At 29.1% G+C, this 18,342-nt stretch carries 19 protein-coding genes; 16 read left to right on the plus strand and 3 right to left on the minus strand.

The window, feature by feature from the left end; translation table 11 throughout:
- Nucleotides 1-5 precede the first annotated feature (5 nt).
- Nucleotides 6-1,256: an ABC transporter permease gene (locus tag AABJ49_RS05710; protein WP_338376857.1), complete on the minus strand. Its 1,251-nt coding sequence runs from the start codon at nucleotides 1,254-1,256 to the stop codon at nucleotides 6-8.
- A 167-nt stretch (nucleotides 1,257-1,423) separates the two neighbouring features.
- Between AABJ49_RS05710 and purH the strand changes: the two genes are divergently transcribed.
- The 6 genes from purH to rodA are packed head-to-tail and all read left to right on the plus strand — an operon-like array spanning nucleotide 1,424 to nucleotide 8,488.
- Nucleotides 1,424-2,956 (plus strand): bifunctional phosphoribosylaminoimidazolecarboxamide formyltransferase/IMP cyclohydrolase, encoded by a 1,533-nt coding sequence (purH, locus tag AABJ49_RS05715; protein WP_338376859.1) that lies wholly within the window; start codon nucleotides 1,424-1,426, stop codon nucleotides 2,954-2,956.
- A 57-nt stretch (nucleotides 2,957-3,013) separates the two neighbouring features.
- Nucleotides 3,014-4,042, plus strand: coding sequence for a rod shape-determining protein (locus tag AABJ49_RS05720; RefSeq protein WP_338376861.1), 1,029 nt, complete (start codon nucleotides 3,014-3,016; stop codon nucleotides 4,040-4,042).
- Nucleotides 4,043-4,054: 12 nt separating this feature from the next.
- Entirely contained in the window at nucleotides 4,055-4,879 is an 825-nt protein-coding gene (gene mreC, locus AABJ49_RS05725) for a rod shape-determining protein MreC (protein WP_338376863.1), read from the plus strand.
- Nucleotides 4,869-5,375: a rod shape-determining protein MreD gene (locus AABJ49_RS05730; protein ID WP_338376865.1), complete on the plus strand. Its 507-nt coding sequence runs from the start codon at nucleotides 4,869-4,871 to the stop codon at nucleotides 5,373-5,375. The genes mreC and AABJ49_RS05730 overlap by 11 nt, the downstream gene beginning before the upstream one ends.
- Nucleotides 5,372-7,228 (plus strand): penicillin-binding protein 2, encoded by a 1,857-nt coding sequence (mrdA, locus tag AABJ49_RS05735; RefSeq protein ID WP_338376867.1) that lies wholly within the window; start codon nucleotides 5,372-5,374, stop codon nucleotides 7,226-7,228. The genes AABJ49_RS05730 and mrdA overlap by 4 nt, the downstream gene beginning before the upstream one ends.
- 3 nt (nucleotides 7,229-7,231) lie before the next feature.
- Entirely contained in the window at nucleotides 7,232-8,488 is a 1,257-nt protein-coding gene (rodA, locus tag AABJ49_RS05740) for a rod shape-determining protein RodA (protein WP_338376868.1), read from the plus strand.
- 2 nt (nucleotides 8,489-8,490) lie between these two features.
- Here rodA and AABJ49_RS05745 read toward each other — a convergent pair whose 3' ends face one another.
- A complete protein-coding gene (locus tag AABJ49_RS05745; protein ID WP_338376870.1) occupies nucleotides 8,491-9,279 on the minus strand; it encodes a DNA/RNA non-specific endonuclease in 789 nt (262 codons plus the stop codon).
- A gap of 69 nt (nucleotides 9,280-9,348) precedes the next feature.
- Here AABJ49_RS05745 and AABJ49_RS05750 point away from each other — a divergent pair, with 69 nt between their 5' ends.
- From AABJ49_RS05750 to AABJ49_RS05765, 4 genes are all read left to right on the plus strand, one after another.
- Entirely contained in the window at nucleotides 9,349-9,909 is a 561-nt protein-coding gene (locus AABJ49_RS05750) for a hypothetical protein (RefSeq protein ID WP_338376872.1), read from the plus strand.
- A gap of 143 nt (nucleotides 9,910-10,052) precedes the next feature.
- Entirely contained in the window at nucleotides 10,053-10,892 is an 840-nt protein-coding gene (locus AABJ49_RS05755) for a L,D-transpeptidase (protein WP_338376874.1), read from the plus strand.
- A 93-nt stretch (nucleotides 10,893-10,985) separates the two neighbouring features.
- The gene (locus AABJ49_RS05760) at nucleotides 10,986-11,390 is read left to right on the plus strand and encodes a hypothetical protein (protein ID WP_338376876.1); all 405 of its coding nucleotides are present in this window, start codon (nucleotides 10,986-10,988) and stop codon (nucleotides 11,388-11,390) included.
- A 20-nt stretch (nucleotides 11,391-11,410) separates the two neighbouring features.
- Entirely contained in the window at nucleotides 11,411-11,965 is a 555-nt protein-coding gene (locus AABJ49_RS05765; protein WP_338376878.1) for a hypothetical protein, read from the plus strand.
- An 82-nt stretch (nucleotides 11,966-12,047) separates the two neighbouring features.
- Here the strand turns inward: AABJ49_RS05765 and AABJ49_RS05770 are convergent, their stop codons facing one another.
- Nucleotides 12,048-14,201, minus strand: coding sequence for a carboxy terminal-processing peptidase (locus AABJ49_RS05770; protein WP_338376879.1), 2,154 nt, complete (start codon nucleotides 14,199-14,201; stop codon nucleotides 12,048-12,050).
- 217 nt (nucleotides 14,202-14,418) lie between these two features.
- Here AABJ49_RS05770 and surE point away from each other — a divergent pair, with 217 nt between their 5' ends.
- The 6 genes from surE to AABJ49_RS05800 are packed head-to-tail and all read left to right on the plus strand — an operon-like array spanning nucleotide 14,419 to nucleotide 18,334.
- Nucleotides 14,419-15,186 carry a 5'/3'-nucleotidase SurE gene (gene surE / locus AABJ49_RS05775; RefSeq protein ID WP_338376880.1) on the plus strand — a complete coding sequence of 256 codons (768 nt, stop codon included), beginning with the start codon at nucleotides 14,419-14,421 and terminating at the stop codon, nucleotides 15,184-15,186.
- The gene (locus AABJ49_RS05780; protein WP_338376882.1) at nucleotides 15,186-15,458 is read left to right on the plus strand and encodes a hypothetical protein; all 273 of its coding nucleotides are present in this window, start codon (nucleotides 15,186-15,188) and stop codon (nucleotides 15,456-15,458) included. Before surE ends, AABJ49_RS05780 begins: the two co-directional genes overlap by 1 nt.
- Complete coding sequence (locus AABJ49_RS05785; protein ID WP_338376884.1) at nucleotides 15,458-15,964, plus strand: phosphoglycerate mutase family protein; 507 nt, start codon at nucleotides 15,458-15,460, stop codon at nucleotides 15,962-15,964. Before AABJ49_RS05780 ends, AABJ49_RS05785 begins: the two co-directional genes overlap by 1 nt.
- 3 nt (nucleotides 15,965-15,967) lie before the next feature.
- The gene (lpxB, locus tag AABJ49_RS05790; RefSeq protein ID WP_338376886.1) at nucleotides 15,968-17,080 is read left to right on the plus strand and encodes a lipid-A-disaccharide synthase; all 1,113 of its coding nucleotides are present in this window, start codon (nucleotides 15,968-15,970) and stop codon (nucleotides 17,078-17,080) included.
- Between the two features lie 23 nt (nucleotides 17,081-17,103).
- On the plus strand, nucleotides 17,104-17,757 hold the full coding sequence (locus AABJ49_RS05795) for a C40 family peptidase (RefSeq protein ID WP_338376888.1): 654 nt from the start codon (nucleotides 17,104-17,106) through the stop codon (nucleotides 17,755-17,757).
- 7 nt (nucleotides 17,758-17,764) lie between these two features.
- Nucleotides 17,765-18,334, plus strand: a complete 570-nt coding sequence (locus tag AABJ49_RS05800; protein ID WP_338376890.1) for a C40 family peptidase — start codon at nucleotides 17,765-17,767, stop codon at nucleotides 18,332-18,334.
- The last annotated feature ends 8 nt before the right edge of the window (nucleotides 18,335-18,342 follow it).

An 18,342-nucleotide genomic window follows, 5' to 3' on the forward strand; every position in this document is an offset into this window, starting at 1 on the left:
AAAATTTACATTCCAGTTCGTATAGCTTCCACAGGATCTAATTTTGAAGCCGTTATTGCAGGAATAATTCCAGAAAGCAATCCAATAAAAGCTGCTAAACCTGTTCCCAACAACATATTTGACACACTCAATACAAACTCAAAATCTAATGCACTAGATAAGACTAAAGCTATTATCCAAACTAAAAACATCCCTATTAAACCTCCAAATAAAGATAAAATTATCGCTTCAAATAGAAATTGAAACAAAATGAATCTATTTTTTGCTCCTAAAGCTTTTTGAATTCCAATTAAATTAGTTCTCTCTTTTACAGAAACAAACATAATATTTGCAATTCCAAAACCTCCAACAAGTAGTGAAAATGCACTTATTACCCAACCTATCATGTTCATTTGACCAACGATATTATCTATAAAATCGGTAAATCCAGACAAAACATTCATAAAGAAATTATCAATTTCCCCTGGTTTTACACCACGCATAGTTCGTAATTTCTGACTAACATCTGCTTTGAATTCTTCAATATCAATTCCTTTTTCTGGTTTAATTAAAATCGCTGGAGTCAATGAAGTATTATTATCACCATACATTCTTCTCAAGAAATTAACCGGAAAAAAAACAGCAACATCATTACTATCACCAAACATTCCTTGTCCTTGTTTCTTCAAAACACCAATTACTGTGAATTTTTGACCATATAATCTAATTTTTTCTCCTAATGGATTAGAATCTCCAAACAAACCTTCTGCCACTTCACTTCCTATTACAATAACTGGTGAACCGGAATTGGATTCTGATTCATTAAACAATCTCCCACTTTCAATTTTAAAAGATTCAATATCAAAAAACTCATTGGTTGATGGTTTAACTCGAATTGAATTAACCGTTTTGTCTTCGTATTTTATATTTTCATTCCTAGTAAACATATTAAACGATATTTTATCAACATTATTCACAGAACGTTGCAGCATTTCAAATTCTTCATACGTAACATTAGGAAATTGTTCTCTCTTCCAACGAGGCACTTCAGATGGACCAAAAGAGAATCGCATCAAATAGATTGTATTGACATCCATATCACTCAAATCTTCCTTGATTTTTTTGTCCATAGAATCAACCGCTGCTAAAACTGCAATAATTGAAAAAATACCAATCGTAACTCCTAATAATGATAAAAGTGTACGAAGTTTATTATTTCGTAAAGCGTTTAAGGCAAACTGCAAACTTTCTCCAAGTAATCGTAAGTATAAAATCATAATTTGGTTTGATTACTTATAAGTAGTATTAATTTTAGATTTGTTACATAAAAAAACAAAAAAAACACTTATAATTATTCTTGAATGTTATGTTAACAATACCTACTTTTGCATCACAAAACAACATCACTGTCTAAAAGAAATTTAGACCAAACAAACAACACACAATGACAACTACAAAAAAAATCAATTCGGCACTTATTTCTGTTTTCGACAAAACTGGGTTAGAGTCAATCGTTAAGGCACTTCACAAAAATAATGTTACCATTTATTCAACTGGTGGGACTGAATCTTTTATTAAAGAATTAGGAATTCCTGTTGTTGCAGTGGAAGATGTAACTTCTTATCCTTCAATTCTTGGTGGAAGAGTTAAAACATTACATCCAAAAGTTTTTGGAGGAATTTTAAACCGTCAAGACAATGAAAGTGATGTAGCTCAAATGAAAGAATTTGATATTCCCCAACTTGATTTGGTTATTGTAGATTTATATCCTTTTGAAAAAACTGTTGCTTGTGGTGCAAGTGAAGCTGATATCATTGAAAAAATTGATATTGGTGGAATTTCTTTAATTAGAGCTGCTGCTAAAAATTTCAAAGACACTGTAATTGTTGCTTCAGTTAATGATTATGTTCCATTTTTAAATTTCTATACAGAAAATCAAGGAAGCACAACTTTAGAAAACAGAAGATTATTAGCTACCAGAGCTTTCAATGTTTCTTCTCACTATGATTCAGCTATTTTTAATTATTTCAATCAAGCACATGAAGAAGCTGTTTTAAAAATTAGTGAAACGAACGGAAATGTACTTCGTTATGGAGAAAATCCACATCAAAAAGGGTTCTTTTTTGGTCAATTTGACGAAATGTTTAGCAAATTACATGGCAAAGAATTATCATACAACAACTTATTAGATGTTGATGCTGCCGTAAACTTAATGAGTGAATTTAAAAATGACGAACCAACATTTGCTATTTTAAAACACAATAATGCCTGCGGAATTGCTTCAAGAAAAACCATGAAAGAAGCTTATCTGGATGCTTTAGCTGGTGACCCAACTTCTGCGTTTGGTGGTGTTTTAATTGCTAATGGAAAAATTGACAAAGCAACTGCTGAAGAAATCAACAAGTTATTCTGTGAAGTAGTTATCGCTCCAGATTATGATAATGATGCCATCGAAATTCTTGAGGAAAAGAAAAACAGAATTATTTTAGTGCAAAAAGAAACTACATTACCAACAACTACAGTGAGAACTTGTTTAAACGGTGTTCTTGTTCAAGATAAAGATAATGTAACAGATACTAAAGAGCACTTAAAAAACGTTACTATAGCTACACCTTCTAATGAAGAGATTGAAGATTTAATTTTTGCCTCTAAAATTTGTAAGCATACAAAATCAAACACAATTGTTTTTGCAAAAAACAAACAACTTTGTGCTTCAGGAACAGGTCAAACTTCTAGAGTAGATGCTTTAAGACAAGCTGTTGACAAAGCCATTTCTTTTGATTTTGATTTAACAGGTGCTGTTATGGCAAGTGATGCTTTCTTCCCATTTCCTGATTGTGTTGAGTTAGCAAACAAGGCTGGAATCACAGCAGTTATTCAACCAGGAGGTTCAATAAAAGATGAGTTAAGCATCAATTATTGCAATGAAAATAATGTTGCAATGGTATTTACTGGAATTCGTCATTTTAAACATTAATTTTATTACTTTTGTAATCATACATATCTAACTAGTAACTAATACCCTTTTTAAAATATGGGATTTTTTGATTTCATGACCGAGGATATAGCCATTGACCTTGGTACCGCAAATACTTTAATCATACATAACGACAAAGTTGTAATTGATAGTCCATCAATCGTAGCTCGTGATAGAATTACGGGAAAAATCATAGCTGTCGGAAAAGAAGCCAGTATGATGCAAGGTAAAACACATGAAAACATCAAAACAATTCGTCCTTTAAAAGATGGTGTTATTGCTGACTTTGATGCTTCGGAAAAAATGATAAATATGTTTATCAAAAGTATTCCTGCTTTGAAGAAAAGATTATTTACTCCTGCACTTAGAATGGTTATTTGTATTCCTTCTGGAATTACTGAAGTGGAAATGCGAGCTGTAAAAGAATCTGCTGAACGTGTAAATGGAAAAGAAGTTTATCTTATTCATGAGCCTATGGCTGCCGCAATTGGTATTGGAGTAGATATTATGCAACCAAAAGGAAACATGATTGTTGATATAGGTGGTGGAACAACAGAAATTGCAGTTATTGCTCTTGGTGGAATCGTATGTGATAAATCTGTAAAAATTGCAGGTGATGTTTTTACAAATGATATCATTTATTATATGAGAACACAACACAATTTATTTGTGGGTGAAACAACTGCTGAAAAAATTAAAATTCAAATTGGTGCAGCTATTGAAGAATTAGAAAATGCACCAGAAGATATGTCGGTTCAAGGTAGAGATTTACTTACAGGTAAACCAAAACAAGTTGATGTTTCTTATAGAGAAATTGCAAAAGCTTTAGACAAATCAATCCAACGAGTAGAAGATGCTGTAATGGAAACTTTATCGCAAACTCCTCCTGAATTAGCAGCTGATATTTACAACACTGGTATTTATTTAGCTGGTGGTGGTTCAATGCTTAGAGGTTTAGACAAACGAATATCTCTTAAAACAGACTTACCTGTTTACATTGCAGAAGATCCATTAAGAGCAGTTGTAAGAGGAACTGGAATGGCTCTAAAGAACATAAACAAATACAAAGGAATACTTATCAAATAATAGAAAATATAAATGCAGCAAATAATAAACTTCTTTATTAAAAACAGCTATAGATTGCTGTTTTTGCTGCTTTTAGGCATATCTATTTATTTCACTATTCAAAACAATTCATACCACAAAAGTAGAACCATCAGTTCAGCAAATTTTGTAAGTGGTTATGTCTATGAAAAAATTGATAATGCCAATAAATATTTTGATTTAAAAGAAGTAAATCAAGAGTTAGTGGAAGAAAATAGTTATTTGAAACAACTACTCTACAACAAAAAAGACACTACTCTTACTACTCCTATCGATCTTCCTGATAATTTGATTCAATACAAAGTTATTCAAGCTAAAGTCATTAAAAACTCTTTTGATGTTTACGACAACTTTTTAACTTTAAATGCAGGAACTAAAGATGGAATAAAAGAAGACATGGGTGTTATCAACAGTAAAGGTGTAGTAGGAATTATAGATAAAACGACAGAAAGCTATGCAACTGTGTTAAGTATATTGAATACAAAATCTCAATTAAATGCTAAAATAAAAAACACTAATCACTTTGGCACATTAACTTGGGATGCTAAAAATACTGGATATGTTCAATTAGTAGATGTACCTAGATTGGCTAGTTTAAAAAAAGGGGACACAATTGTAACTGGAGGACAATCTGTAATTTTTCCTGAAAATATTCCAATTGGTAAAATTGAAAAAGCGTATACCGACAAGAATACAAATTATTACACAATAAGTGTTAGACTATTCAACGACATGACAAACGTAGGTTTTGTTTATATCATTGATAATAAAAAGAAAGCTGAATTAATAGAATTACAAAACTCATATAATGAACAGTAATCTTATACTTAATATATTTAGATTCCTTGTTTTGATAGCTCTTCAAGTTTTGGTATTTAATAATATCAAACTTTTTGGTTATCTTGACCCGTTCCCTTATGTGCTTTTTATAATTCTTTATCCAGTTAATAGTAATAAATCATTATTCCTATTACTGAGTTTTTTATTGGGACTAACTTTAGATATGTTTAGTGATACTGGAGGAATTCATGCAACTGCTTGTTTAATATTAGCATATATTAGACCTTCTATATTCAAATTCTCTTTTGGATTGAGTTATGAATATCAAACCATTAAAATTGCGGAAAAAATTTCTTCTGAACGAATTTCATTCATAGTTATTGCTGTTTTTATTCATCACTTCATAATATATATGTTAGAATTACTGCGTTTTGGATTAATTTTAGATATATTTCTAAGAACACTATTAAACACTATATTCACTACTGTTATTTGCATTTTGACTATATTTTTAATAAAACCAAATAGACGATGAGAAAAATATTATTACCAGCAATAGTAATTTTATCGGCAATCATTATTTTAATCAGACTTTTTTATCTTCAAATTATTGATGATACTTTAAAAATTAAGTCAGATAATAATGCTATTAAAATTGAATATGATTTTCCTGAAAGAGGCTATATTTATGATAGAAATGGCAAATTATTAGTAGCCAATCAACCTTCTTATGACATCATGGTAGTGCCAAGAGAAATCAAGAATTTAGACACTTTACAACTTTGTGAACTGCTGAAAGTTGACATGAATTATTTTCAAAATAAGTTAGATAAAGCTATTGTATATAGTAGAAGATTACCTTCTGTTTTTTTACCTCAATTGACTAAATTAGAGTACGCTGCCTTTCAAGAAAAAATAAGAAAGTTTAAAGGTTTCTACATTCAAAAACGTTTTTTACGTGATTATCAGGTTAAAAATGCACCCAATGTTTTTGGATACATAAAACAAGTTAATGAAGGAATTATCAATAAAAATCCTTATTACAAAAGTGGCGATTTAATTGGAATTCAAGGTGTTGAACAAGAATATGAAGAAGTTTTAAGAGGTGTAAAAGGTGTAAAATATTTTCAAAAAGATCGATTTAATAAAATTATAGGTTCATATAAAGACGGAAAATACGATACAATTCCAATTCAAGGTAAAGATTTAACTTTAACTCTTGATGCTGAATTGCAAAAATATGGTGAAGAATTAATGATCAATAAAAGAGGTGGAATTGTTGCTATTGAACCTAAAACAGGAGAAATTTTAGCCTTAATATCAGCTCCTTCCTATGATCCTGCATTACTTGTTGGAAAAGACAGGTCCAAAAATTATACTAAGCTATATTACGATTCTATTGCAAAACCATTGTACGATAGAAGTTTGTTAGCAGAATATCCACCAGGTTCTCCTTTTAAAATTTTAACTGGGCTAATTGGACTTCAAGAAGAAGTAATCGATGAAGAAACTGGTTTCATTTGTCGTCATGGATTTTCTTATGGTAGAGGTGCCTTTATGAAATGTCATGATTCTGGTTTATCCAAATTACATAATGGAATTTATCGTTCTTGTAACACTTATTTTGCCAATGTATTTAAAAAAACAATTGATAAATATAAGAACCCATCTTATAGTATTGACAATTGGAATAGGCATTTACAAAGTTTTGGATTAGGAAATTATCTAGGCTACGATTTACCAATTGGAAGAAAAGGTAGAATTCCTTCATCAAGTTTATATGAAAAGTTTTATCCTAATGGTGGTTGGAGAAGCAATACGATTATTTCTAATGCAATTGGTCAAGGAGAAATTGACGTTACACCTATGCAACTTGCAAATATGATGGCAGCAATTGCTAATGAAGGATATTATTACACACCTCATATCGTTAAAAAGATTAAAGATTTTAAAATCGATAAAAAGTTTACAACTAAACATCAAACTACTGTTGAAAGACAATATTTTAAACCTGTTATTGAAGGTTTATATGATGTTTATAATGTGGGAACAGCTTCTACTTTAAAAGTAAAAGACTTAGCTATTTGTGGAAAAACAGGAACAGCCGAAAATTTTATAAAAATCAATGGAAAAAGAACTCAATTAACGGATCATTCAATTTTTGTGGCTTTTGCACCTAAAGACAATCCAAAAATTGCCATTGCTGTTTTAGTAGAAAATGGCTATTGGGGAAATCGTTGGGCTGGGCCAATTGCAACTTTAATGATTGAAAAATATCTTAAAGGTGAAGTTTCTAGAGTTGACTTAGAGAAAAAAATGCTAAACGGAAGTTTACAAGCTGAATATGATAAATACGTAAGTGGACAACCATTTACCATTAATCATTAAACTATGAAAAACCAAAGTGTATCAAGCAATATTGACTGGATAACTGTTTTCATCTATATAACTTTAGTTATTATGGGTTGGATGAATATCTATTCTGCTTCCTTACCTTTGGAAGAAACGTACATTTTAGATACTACTCAAATTTACGTAAGACAATTACTTTTCATTATTTTAACCGTACCAATTATTCTTATTATACTGAATATTAACGCAAAGATATTTGAAAAATTTTCCGTCATCTTTTACATTATTGGAATACTTCTTTTACTTGGTCTCTTTGTTTTTGGTAGCACTGTAAAAGGACAAACCAACTGGTATAAAATTGGTGGTTTTGGTTTTCAACCTTCTGAAATTGTTAAAATGTCTTGTTCACTATTACTTGCAAAATTTTTGAGTGATGCACAAACTAATTTAAAAATAAGAAAATTTCAATATATAGCTTTAGCAATAATTATATTACCTGTTGGATTAATTTTATTACAACCTGATGCTGGAAGTGCTATGATATTTTTAGCATTAATTTTTGTATTAAACAGAGATGGTTTACCTTCTTGGTATTTATGGACTGGTGTTATTTCAATTGCTGTTTTCTTATTAGCCTTATTCGTAAAACCTGCATTCTTGATTTGTTGTATATTACTTATTATGATTATTCATTTTGTGTTGAATACTAAAATTTCTAGAAACCCTATCGTTTATGTTTTACTCTTTATTTTAATTTCTGGCTTTACATTTTCTGTTGATTATGTTTATGAAAATGTTTTAGAACCTCATCAAAAAGATCGTATTGATGTTTTGTTTAATGATGATGTTGATATGAAAAACGAAGGCTATAATCTTAATCAATCTATGATTACTATTGGTTCTGGTGGTTTATTAGGCAAAGGATATTTAGAAGGAACACAAACAAAAGGAAATTTCGTGCCAGAACAACATACCGATTACATTTTTACAACCGTTGGTGAAGAATGGGGTTTTGTTGGGTCGTTTGTAATTATTGCATTGTTTGTTGCTTTAATACTTAGAATTATAAAATTGGCAGAAAATCAAAAAAGTAAGTTTAGTAGAGTGTATGGTTATTGTGTAGCAACAATTTTGTTCACACACTTTTTTGTGAATTTAACCATGCTCATAAAATTATTCCCAACTATTGGTGTTCCACTGCCATTCTTTTCTTATGGTGGTTCTAGTTTATGGTCATTTACGGTTTTATTGTTTATTTTTATAAAATTAGATGCTAATAAGGTAAATGAATGGTAAATTTAAAATTTCCAGTTTTTATAACCGTTGTTTGCTTCTAATCTGTTTTCAACATTATCAGGTAAAGCACTAAAGAAATCAATTCCTGTCATTTTCTCGATTTCATCAACAGCAACCACAAAACTATATAATGGCTTATCAGAAACTTTGTGAGGTACTAAAAAGCCAATCATATTAGCTTTGTCTTTAGTTAAAATTACTTTATAAAAATAATTTGGCACTGCTACATCTTCAGTTCCAATTGTTTTTAAACCAACTTCTAAAACTCCACCAGTAACAACATAAACTCCATCATATCTTTCTGCCCAATAACGTACTTTCTGTTCTAGTCTATTCCAAATTCCAGCATTAAAATTATATAATTGTGGAGAAGCATTTGATGTTAAAAAAGTAAGTTTATACATTTCAAAAGAACTTTTTCTATCAGCAGCAGGACAAAGATGCCCCTTGTTATATTTTGTATTTTTAAAATTTCTCCAATCTGCTGATTTTGTTTCAACCATTTTATCTTGATTAAAATAAGGTCGTTCATAATCAGTTTTTGGCATATCACTTTTAGTTAACTCATAAGCTACCCATTCTGATTGTTCGTACTCTTCTTTATAAGAAAAAGAATAAGCATCATTTTTATAAACAACTTCTGAAGTAGAAGTTGGTAAAAAATCAAATGTAGAATTTTCCGAATAAGTCGATGATTGTTGACTTTCTTCAACTATTTCATCCGAATTAATCTGTTTACAGGATAAAAATTGCATTATGGCGATTAAAAAAAGAAAATTAGTGTACTTCATGGGTATAAAATTTATCTTGGCTTATTTTTTGTTAACTTTGTAAATATAATTATATTAAAATAAACAAACATGAAAACAAAACTAATGCTACTTATAACGGTTCTGGCTTTCCAATTTGGATATAGTCAAAATAAAGATGTTACTCCTACTATGACTGCTGATAGTATTAAAATTTCAACGATAGATTTAAAAAAAGCTGAACAAGAAAGATTAAAAGAAGAAAAAGCTAAAATTGAAGCTGAAAAAAAAGAGCTAGAAGAAGCTGAAAAAGAAAAAAACAGAATTGAAAAAGAACATCAAAAAAAATTAGATAAAGCGGCAAAAGAAGCTAAAAAAGCTGAAAAAGAACGTAAAGCGGCCGAAAAAGAATTAAAAAAAATAGAAAAGCAACAAAAAAAGCTTGATTGTGCTACTAAAGATGTTGAAAAAACAGAAAGCAAATTAAGCAAAGCTAATGCTGATTATAAAAAGGAAAAAGCTAAATACGAAAAGAAAAAATTAAGTGGTAAGCTTTCTCCAAATGACGATGTTAAAATGAGAGAAAAGTTACTTAAAAAAGAAAACAAAATCAATGAATTAGAACTCGAATTAGAAAAAGACAAAACAAACTTAAAAAAATTATTAAAGTAATTTACTTTTTTTAAAATTATAAAATCTCATTCCACAAAGAATGAGTTTTTTTTTGAACACATGTAAAAGCAATAAGAATTTCATTAAATCATGTAAGAAAGTTTTTTAAAAATTAACCCATTTTTACAGAAATAAAATTAATCATGAAAAAATCTTTAATTGCTTTAAGCATAGTTACCTTATTTCTTTTTTCTTGTAAAAAAGAATCTGAAGAACCAACTCGAAAATTACCTGAAAGAAAAGAACCTAAAAATCTAGCGTTCACTTTAGAAAATTCAAAAGATTGGTTAGAGAAAAACAATGATAATACAGCGAATTTAGATATTGCCTTTGTCGTTAATAGAGTAGACAAATCCAATTTTGCCAAATTAGATTCTGTGGTTATCCCAACAGATTTAAGTGGTGATAAAGAATTTTATTTGCCGTTTCCGTTTGAAGTTTCATCCTTAGATAAAGTCGATAAAATTATTTTATTCTCCTATGCAACTCAAGCTTTTGCAACTTACGAATATGGAATATTAACCTATACAGGTCCAACAAGTATGGGAAGTAAAATTCACAAAACACCAACAGGCTTATTTTTTACCAATTGGAAAGCAGAAGAAACAACTAGTACATTTAATGATGAATGGGAATTGAAATGGAATTTTAATATAGAAAACAAAGAAGGTGTTGGTTTTCACGAATATGAATTACCTGGAGTTCCTGCTTCTCATTCTTGTTTGCGTTTGTTAGAAAAGGATGCCAAACATTTGTACAACTGGGCTGATCAATGGGTTTTAGCTGATGCAGAAACTGTAAAAATAAAAGGAACACCTGTAATCGTTTTTGGAAGTTATGATTTTGATGCTCCAAAACCTTGGTTGCAATTAACAGATTATCCAAAAGCTTTAGCTATTAGCGAAAGTGAATTGAACAGTATCATAAAACCTCATTTAAATACGATCTTAGAAGAACAAAAAAACAGAAAGTCAGCAAAATAAAAACTTTTCTTATACTATCAAAAATCCTATTCTAATTTTGAATGGGATTTTTTTATATATTTGAAATTCAACTATTCAAAAGAAATGTCTTAGGTGAAAAAACAAAACTTTATATATATTAGCTTAATTCTATTCTTTACCAGCTGTGATCCCCCTCATGATTTAATTTTTATAAATAACAGTCAATCTGTTGCTACAATAAAAATAGATATTGATACAACTAACAAGTTTAATAAATTTAGATATTTTGATGAGTTAAAATCTGGCTCTCTAATTTACAAAATTAAACCAAAAGATACCACTACAATATTCTTTGGAATTGGAACTTGGTCAGATAAAGAAATAAGAGAGCTAGCCAATTCAATCACTAAACTTGAAATTGAAAATATTGATTTTAAAACTATTTACAAATCCAACAATGCATTTAAAAAATTATTAATGGATAATAGAGATGATAAAATTGGTTGGGAAACTGAAATAATAATTGAAATAAAATAAACTATAAAAAAATAAGCTAAATGGGTTTTGGTGTCTATGTTGGAATGATTTTGTTTACAATATTAATAATATTGTCAGCATTTGTATACTTTTTCTTTAAAAAATTAGGAAAGAAAAGAACTGGATTAATTTTAGCTTTATTTTTTGTTATAATTGCTATCATACCTATATTATTTTTGACTTTTGAATCTAAATTTTATTTTAAATCGGACGTAATTAAAGATCTTAAAATTGTAGAGGTTACCTTAAATGATAATTTTGAAATTATTGAAAATAAAATTACTGGACTACCTGAATATTATCAAACCACAAAACTTGAAATTTCACAGAAGGATAAGGAAAGAATTATTAATGAAATAAGAAACAGCCCAGATTTTTTTGTTTTTGATAATTATAATTTTTTAAAAGACTTAAATAAAAATAAGGAAAGCAGTAAAACAATTGCCAACTATTCTTTTTGGGGAAAATACATTAAAGAATCATATGAAAAGAAAAATGGTTTTGCTCCTGTTTCAGTATTGGTTATATTGAATGAAAAATCAAACAATTTAGAAATAAGAAGAATTGAAGATTAAAAATAAAAAAAACTCACTTATTATTAAACAAAAAAAAATCCCATTTTCTCAAATGGGATTTTTCAATTTATAATACTTAAAACTATTTTCTCGATTTATTCACCGAAACATAATTTGATGATTTTACCAATTTAGCAATGTCTTCTAAAACATTTAAAGACTCATCCACATAAGGATCTTTGCTTAATTCTTCATGCCATCTTTCTCTTTTTTCCTTTAATGTAATATCAGTTTTAAATTCTTCAAGCTCATATGGTAATGAAGTAAATGTTAAATTATTTCTGTATGACTTCAAAGCATCATAAGTTTTATTTTTAGCTTCTAGTTCTGCCAATTCTTTTTTATAAATGGTGTAATTTAAACTAACTTCTTTATCGTCTTTTCGTTCAAAATTCCATTTAGCATATGCATCAATTAAATTAAACTCTGGGTTTTTTTCTACCCTTTTTTTACTGTTCGCTAAAACTACATCAAAGTTTGCTCCAGTTGTATTGTAAGTTGCTGCTTCAATTTTGTCCCAAGGCAACGCTTCTGGCTCATCTCTTTCTCCAGTATCAAAATAAGCAAAACGGTCTGGCAAAACAATATCAGACAAAACACCTTCTCTTTGTGTAGACCCACCATTAATTCTATAGAATTTTTGAATAGTAGTTTTCAAAGAACCTAAATCACCTAAAGAGTTTCCTCTAACCATATCATTTAGATCAATTACATTTTGAACTGTTCCTTTTCCATAAGTATGCTTACTTCCAATAACAATTCCTCTTTTATAATCTTGTATTGCTGCAGCAAAAATCTCTGAAGCTGAAGCTGAATAGCCATTTACCATAACAACTAATGGTCCATCCCATTGCACACTTGAGTCTTTATCTTGTAAAATATTTGGAGCAGCATTTGCATATTTTACTTGAACAATTGGTCCCTTATCTATAAATAATCCTACCATATCTACAACAGTTTGCAATGAACCACCACCGTTATCTCTTAAATCCATGATAATTCCTTGCACTTTTTGTTTTTTCAGACGTTCAATTTCTAAAGCTACATCTTTAAAAGCATCTCTTTTATCTTTGTTGTCGAATGAAATATAGAATTTAGGCAAATAAATTACTCCAAATAATTTTCCGTCTTTCATTACCGTACTAGATTTTGCAAAAGTTTCTTCAGTTTCCACTACATCTCTAATAATTGAAATTACTTTAATACTTCCATCTACACGTTTTACAGTTAAACGAACTTCAGTTCCTTTTGGCCCTTTTATTTTTTTAACCACATCGTCAATTCTCATTCCCGTAATGTCAATCGGCTCTTCTTTTCCTTGAGCAACTTTAATAATGATATCACCTTGTTCTAATTCTTTTCCTTTCCAAGCTGGACCACCAGAAATCAATTCAGAAACTTCCACTCCAACATTTTTCTTTTGTAATCGCGCTCCAATTCCTTCAAAAGTTCCACTCATGCTCACATCAAAACGTTCTTTATTTTCTGGTGAAAAATAGAATGTGTGTGGGTCAAATCGCTCAACAATTGAATTTAAATAAACTCCAAACCAATCATCTCTATTAAAATCTTTGAAATTTAAATAATTGTCATCTAAATTCTTTTCAATAGATTCTCTAGCTTCTTTCTCTAATTCATCAAAAGTTTTAATTTCAACTTTATTTTTAGCATCAGCTTTCTCTTGAATTTTTTCTTTGTCGTCAATTGATGATAATACAGAGAACTTTAATTGTTTTTTCCATATTTCATGTAACTCCTTTTTATTTTTAGCAAAAGGTATGTTTTCATAGTCAACACTAATGTTTTCGTCTAAATTAAAATCAAATGGTTTGTCTAAAACTTCTTTATAAATAGCTTCAGATTCATCCATTCTTTTCAACAATCTGTTGTAGGTTAAATCGAAAAACTTTAAGTCTTTGTTCTTTATGAAATCATCTATTGAATCTTCATAAACTTTAAATTCATCAATATCAGACTGTATAAAATAACGTCTAAAAGGATCTAAAGAATTAAGATATTTATCATAAACTTTTTCAGAAAATTTATCATCAATGGTTACTGGACTATAATGTCCTTTTTCAAGCACATAAGCCAAAAGCTCTAACAATAATTTATCTTTCTCTGGATTTGCTTCAATTTTTTTTGGCCTAAAGCTCCAGAACAAAACTGCAGAAATTGCAGTTATTAATAGTATTACTTTATAATTCTTTTTCATAAATATTAGAAATCGGTTCATTCAAAAATTTTCAACTAAATTACATAAAATATTGTGCCAAAATCTTAAAAATAAGATAAAAATTTAATAATATTTGTTTATTAGTAACCATAATTCGCTTAATGTTACCATCTAATTTGTTAATTTAGCATTTCAATTTAAAAGTACTGAAATACTTGAAATATTCCAAAAGCTTTTGTCTGAATTTATTTTATTCATAAATATGTTAACCTGATAAATGAAAAAACCTTTAATATTAGTTACTAATGACGATAGTATTGTGGCTCCAGGCATAAGAGCTTTAATAGAAGTTATGAAAGAAATTGGAGAAGTTGTAGTTGTTGCACCTGATAGTCCTCAAAGCGCCATGGGTCATGCAATAACCATAAATGACACAATTACACTTTCTAAAGTAAGTTTAGATAAAGAAATTGATAAGGAATATAGTTGTTCTGGAACTCCTGTAGATTGTGTTAAAATTGCCGTTCATGAAATTTTGAAAAAGAAACCCGATTTATGTGTTTCTGGAATTAATCACGGTTCAAATTCCTCTATAAATGTAATTTATTCAGGAACAATGAGTGCTGCTGTTGAAGCTGGTATTGAAGGAATTCCTGCTATTGGTTTTTCATTGTTAGATTACAGCTGGGATGCTGATTTTGAACCATTTAAAAAATACGTTAAAAACATTGCTCTTAATGTGTTGAAAAAGGGATTACCAGATGGTGTTATTTTAAATGTCAATTTTCCAAAATTGAAGAAAAAAGATATAAAAGGCATAAAAATATGTCGTCAAGCGAAAGCTACTTGGGTTGAGGAATTTGACAAAAGAACAAACCCTATGGGAAAAGAATATTATTGGTTATCTGGTGAATTTGTAAATCAAGATAAGGGAGAAGACACGGACGAATGGGCTTTGCATAACGGCTACATTTCTGTGGTTCCTGTGCAATTTGACTTAACAGCTCATCACGCAATATCACAATTAAACAACTGGAATTTATAATGGAAAAAAGAGATTTTTTTATTGGAGTATTTATTGGCTTACTAGTTACCTTTATTGGTTGTTTTTTGTTTTTAGAATTATTTACCAATGTAGGATTTTCAACGGCTTTTCAACACATAAAATCAGAGGGCAATTTAGGTAAAGTCATCACATTAGGTGCTTTATTGAATGTAGCTGTTGTTTTCTTTTTATACAAAAAAAACAAAGATATGATGGCAAAAGGAGTAATTTTATCGATATTTATTTTAACTATTTATACCGTTTTTATCTAATGAAAAAACTTCTGATTCTTTTTTTTGCTTTTAGTATTGTAACTGTTTTTGCTCAAGAAACGAGCAACATAACATCTATAACTACAAGGTTAATACTAATTCGTCATGCTGAAAAAAAAGAAAATAGTAAAGACCCTGAACTTTCAGAAGAAGGAAATCTAAGAGCCCAAAAATTAAATGATTTATTTATGGATGTAAAAATAGATAAATTATACTCTACTCCATACAACAGAACGAAACAAACATTAGAAGTCATTGCCACTAAAAATAGTCTTGAAATTGAAAATTACAATCCAAATGACCCTACTTTTTCCTCTACTCTTTTAAATAATAATATTGGAAAAACAGTTTTGGTTGTTGGACATTCTAATACAATTCCAACCTTGGCCAATAAACTAATTGGCGAAAATAAATACAAACAATTAGAAGAAAATGAGTTTGGGAAAATTTGGATTTTGACTTTTTTGGATAAAAATTTATCAGACTGTGTATTATTAAATTATTAAAAAATGAAGTATTATATTATTGCAGGTGAAGCTTCTGGAGACTTACACGGTTCCAACCTAATGAAGGCTCTATATAAACAAGATAAAAATGCCGAGATCAGATTTTGGGGTGGTGATTTGATGCAAAATGTTGGTGGAATTTTAGTAAAACACTACAAAGAACGTTCTTTCATGGGTTTTTTAGAAGTGATCCTGAATTTATCTAAAATCTTTAAAGACATTTCTTTTTGTAAAAGTGATATTACTTCTTTTAATCCCGATACTGTTATATTTATTGATAATTCTGGATTTAATTTGCGAATTGCGAAATGGGCAAAAGAACAAAATTTTCAAACTAGTTATTATGTTTCTCCACAAGTTTGGGCTTCAAGAGCTAATCGAGTTCATGCGATAAAAAGAGATATTGATCATATGTATGTAATTTTGCCTTTTGTAGAAGATTTCTATAAAAAGTATGATTATAAAGTCGATTTTGTAGGTCATCCATTAATTGATGCTATTGAAAACAGAACAAATATTGATGAGATCATTTTTAGAAAAGAACATAATTTATCAGAAAACCCTATAATTGCTCTTTTGCCTGGAAGTAGAAAACAAGAGATTACAAAAATGCTTTCTATTATGTTATCTGTTACTAATGATTTTCCAAAATATGAATTTGTAATTGCAGGTGCTCCAAGTCAGGATTTTGAATTTTACAAACCCTTCTTAAAAAACAAAAACGTCAAGTTTATTTCTAACCAAACTTATGATTTATTAAATGTTTCAACAGCTGCACTCGTAACTTCTGGAACTGCAACTTTAGAAACTGCTTTGTTTAAAGTTCCGCAAGTGGTTTGTTATAAAGCCAATGCTATTTCTTACCAAATTGCCAAGCGAATTATTACATTAAAATTTATTTCTTTGGTCAATTTAATCATGGATAAGGAAGTTGTGAAAGAGTTAATTCAAGGTGAATTAAATACTGCTCAATTGAAAAAAGAACTCAACAATATTTTGACATCACCTAAAAGAGAAGATATGTTAAAAGAGTATGATTTGCTTCAACAAAAATTAGGTGGAAAAGGTGCTAGCGAAAAAACTGCTCAATTAATCTACGAAAGATTGAAAAAATGATATATTTGCAAAAATCAAAAATTTTGAAACCCACTTTTTTTACTATTTTATTCTTGTTTATATTTCATTTTTCAGCTGATGCTCAATCAAGTACAGAAAAAATGACTATTGCTTCAATAACCGAAAGCTCTGGTGCAATAGAGAAATATGATGCCAGTGAAAAAACTTTAGCAAAAAACTTTAAAAAGAAAGAGAAAGAACTAAAAAAGGTCAAGTTACTTTCTGAAAAGCTTCAAAAACGACTGATTTTAGAAAATGCAACAATCATTTCTAATGCCAACTTACCAAATTTTCAGAAAGCTGAAGTAATTGAAACTGCTAAAGAATACATTGGAACTCCATATCATTTTGGTGGAATGTCTAAAAATGGAATAGATTGTTCAGCTTTAACATTGTTTGCTTTTACAAAAAATGACTTAGTACTTCCAAGAACATCCAGAGCACAATCTAAAATTGGTAGAAAAATTAAAAAGTCAAATGCTCAACCTGGTGATTTAATCTTTTTTAAAACGAACAGAAGAAGAAGTATAATCACTCATGTTGGATTGATTACAGAAAATCATGATGGAACAATAAAATTTATTCATGCTTCTTCAAGTCGAGGAGTTATTGAATCTTCTTTAGATGAAAGTTACTACCAAAGAACATTTGCCAAAATCAAACGTATTATAGAATAATTACAATTTGAAAAAATCAACCTTACTTTTATTTTTCATATTTACTTTAACATTTATAAGTTGTAAAACTTCTAAATCAAGTATTATTACTTCTAAAGAAAAAGCCAAAGAAAAAGGGATTTATTCTTATAACGCAAAGCCTGTTAAAATAGAAAAAGTCAAGTCTTCAAAATATAAAAAAGGAACTATTAGTGTTACCAAATTTGCAATTGTTGAAACTGCTAAAGATAATTTAGGTGTAAAATATAAATATGCTGGCACAACAAAAGCTGGAATGGATTGTTCTGGTTTGGTTTATTCTTCTTTTAAGAAATATGACATTGAACTTTCAAGAGTTTCTTCTGATATGGCAAAAGAAGGCAAAGAAGTTCCTAAATCAAAAGCTCAAGAAGGTGATTTAATCTTTTTTAAAACTAATAATAGTGGTTCCATAAATCACGTTGGAATTATAACAGAAAATAGTGGTGATGAATTACTTTTTATTCATTCATCAACAAGTAAAGGTGTAATTATTTCATCTTTAAATGAAGAATATTACGCAAAAGCATTTGAAAAAATAAAGCGAATTTTGGAGTAACACTTATC

It is taken from the genome of uncultured Flavobacterium sp. (genome assembly GCF_963922255.1).
GTDB lineage: Bacteria > Bacteroidota > Bacteroidia > Flavobacteriales > Flavobacteriaceae > Flavobacterium.

What these genes read in the sequence shown, in the direction of transcription:
- AABJ49_RS05710 (WP_338376857.1), bottom strand. Translation starts at nt 1,256, where the DNA reads ATGATTTTATACTTACGATTACTTGGAGAAAGTTTGCAGTTTGCCTTA.
- purH (WP_338376859.1), top strand. Translation starts at nt 1,424, where the DNA reads ATGACAACTACAAAAAAAATCAATTCGGCACTTATTTCTGTTTTCGAC.
- AABJ49_RS05720 (WP_338376861.1), top strand. Translation starts at nt 3,014, where the DNA reads ATGGGATTTTTTGATTTCATGACCGAGGATATAGCCATTGACCTTGGT.
- mreC (WP_338376863.1), top strand. Translation starts at nt 4,055, where the DNA reads ATGCAGCAAATAATAAACTTCTTTATTAAAAACAGCTATAGATTGCTG.
- AABJ49_RS05730 (WP_338376865.1), top strand. Translation starts at nt 4,869, where the DNA reads ATGAACAGTAATCTTATACTTAATATATTTAGATTCCTTGTTTTGATA.
- mrdA (WP_338376867.1), top strand. Translation starts at nt 5,372, where the DNA reads ATGAGAAAAATATTATTACCAGCAATAGTAATTTTATCGGCAATCATT.
- rodA (WP_338376868.1), top strand. Translation starts at nt 7,232, where the DNA reads ATGAAAAACCAAAGTGTATCAAGCAATATTGACTGGATAACTGTTTTC.
- AABJ49_RS05745 (WP_338376870.1), bottom strand. Translation starts at nt 9,279, where the DNA reads ATGAAGTACACTAATTTTCTTTTTTTAATCGCCATAATGCAATTTTTA.
- AABJ49_RS05750 (WP_338376872.1), top strand. Translation starts at nt 9,349, where the DNA reads ATGAAAACAAAACTAATGCTACTTATAACGGTTCTGGCTTTCCAATTT.
- AABJ49_RS05755 (WP_338376874.1), top strand. Translation starts at nt 10,053, where the DNA reads ATGAAAAAATCTTTAATTGCTTTAAGCATAGTTACCTTATTTCTTTTT.
- AABJ49_RS05765 (WP_338376878.1), top strand. Translation starts at nt 11,411, where the DNA reads ATGGGTTTTGGTGTCTATGTTGGAATGATTTTGTTTACAATATTAATA.
- AABJ49_RS05770 (WP_338376879.1), bottom strand. Translation starts at nt 14,201, where the DNA reads ATGAACCGATTTCTAATATTTATGAAAAAGAATTATAAAGTAATACTA.
- surE (WP_338376880.1), top strand. Translation starts at nt 14,419, where the DNA reads ATGAAAAAACCTTTAATATTAGTTACTAATGACGATAGTATTGTGGCT.
- AABJ49_RS05780 (WP_338376882.1), top strand. Translation starts at nt 15,186, where the DNA reads ATGGAAAAAAGAGATTTTTTTATTGGAGTATTTATTGGCTTACTAGTT.
- AABJ49_RS05785 (WP_338376884.1), top strand. Translation starts at nt 15,458, where the DNA reads ATGAAAAAACTTCTGATTCTTTTTTTTGCTTTTAGTATTGTAACTGTT.
- lpxB (WP_338376886.1), top strand. Translation starts at nt 15,968, where the DNA reads ATGAAGTATTATATTATTGCAGGTGAAGCTTCTGGAGACTTACACGGT.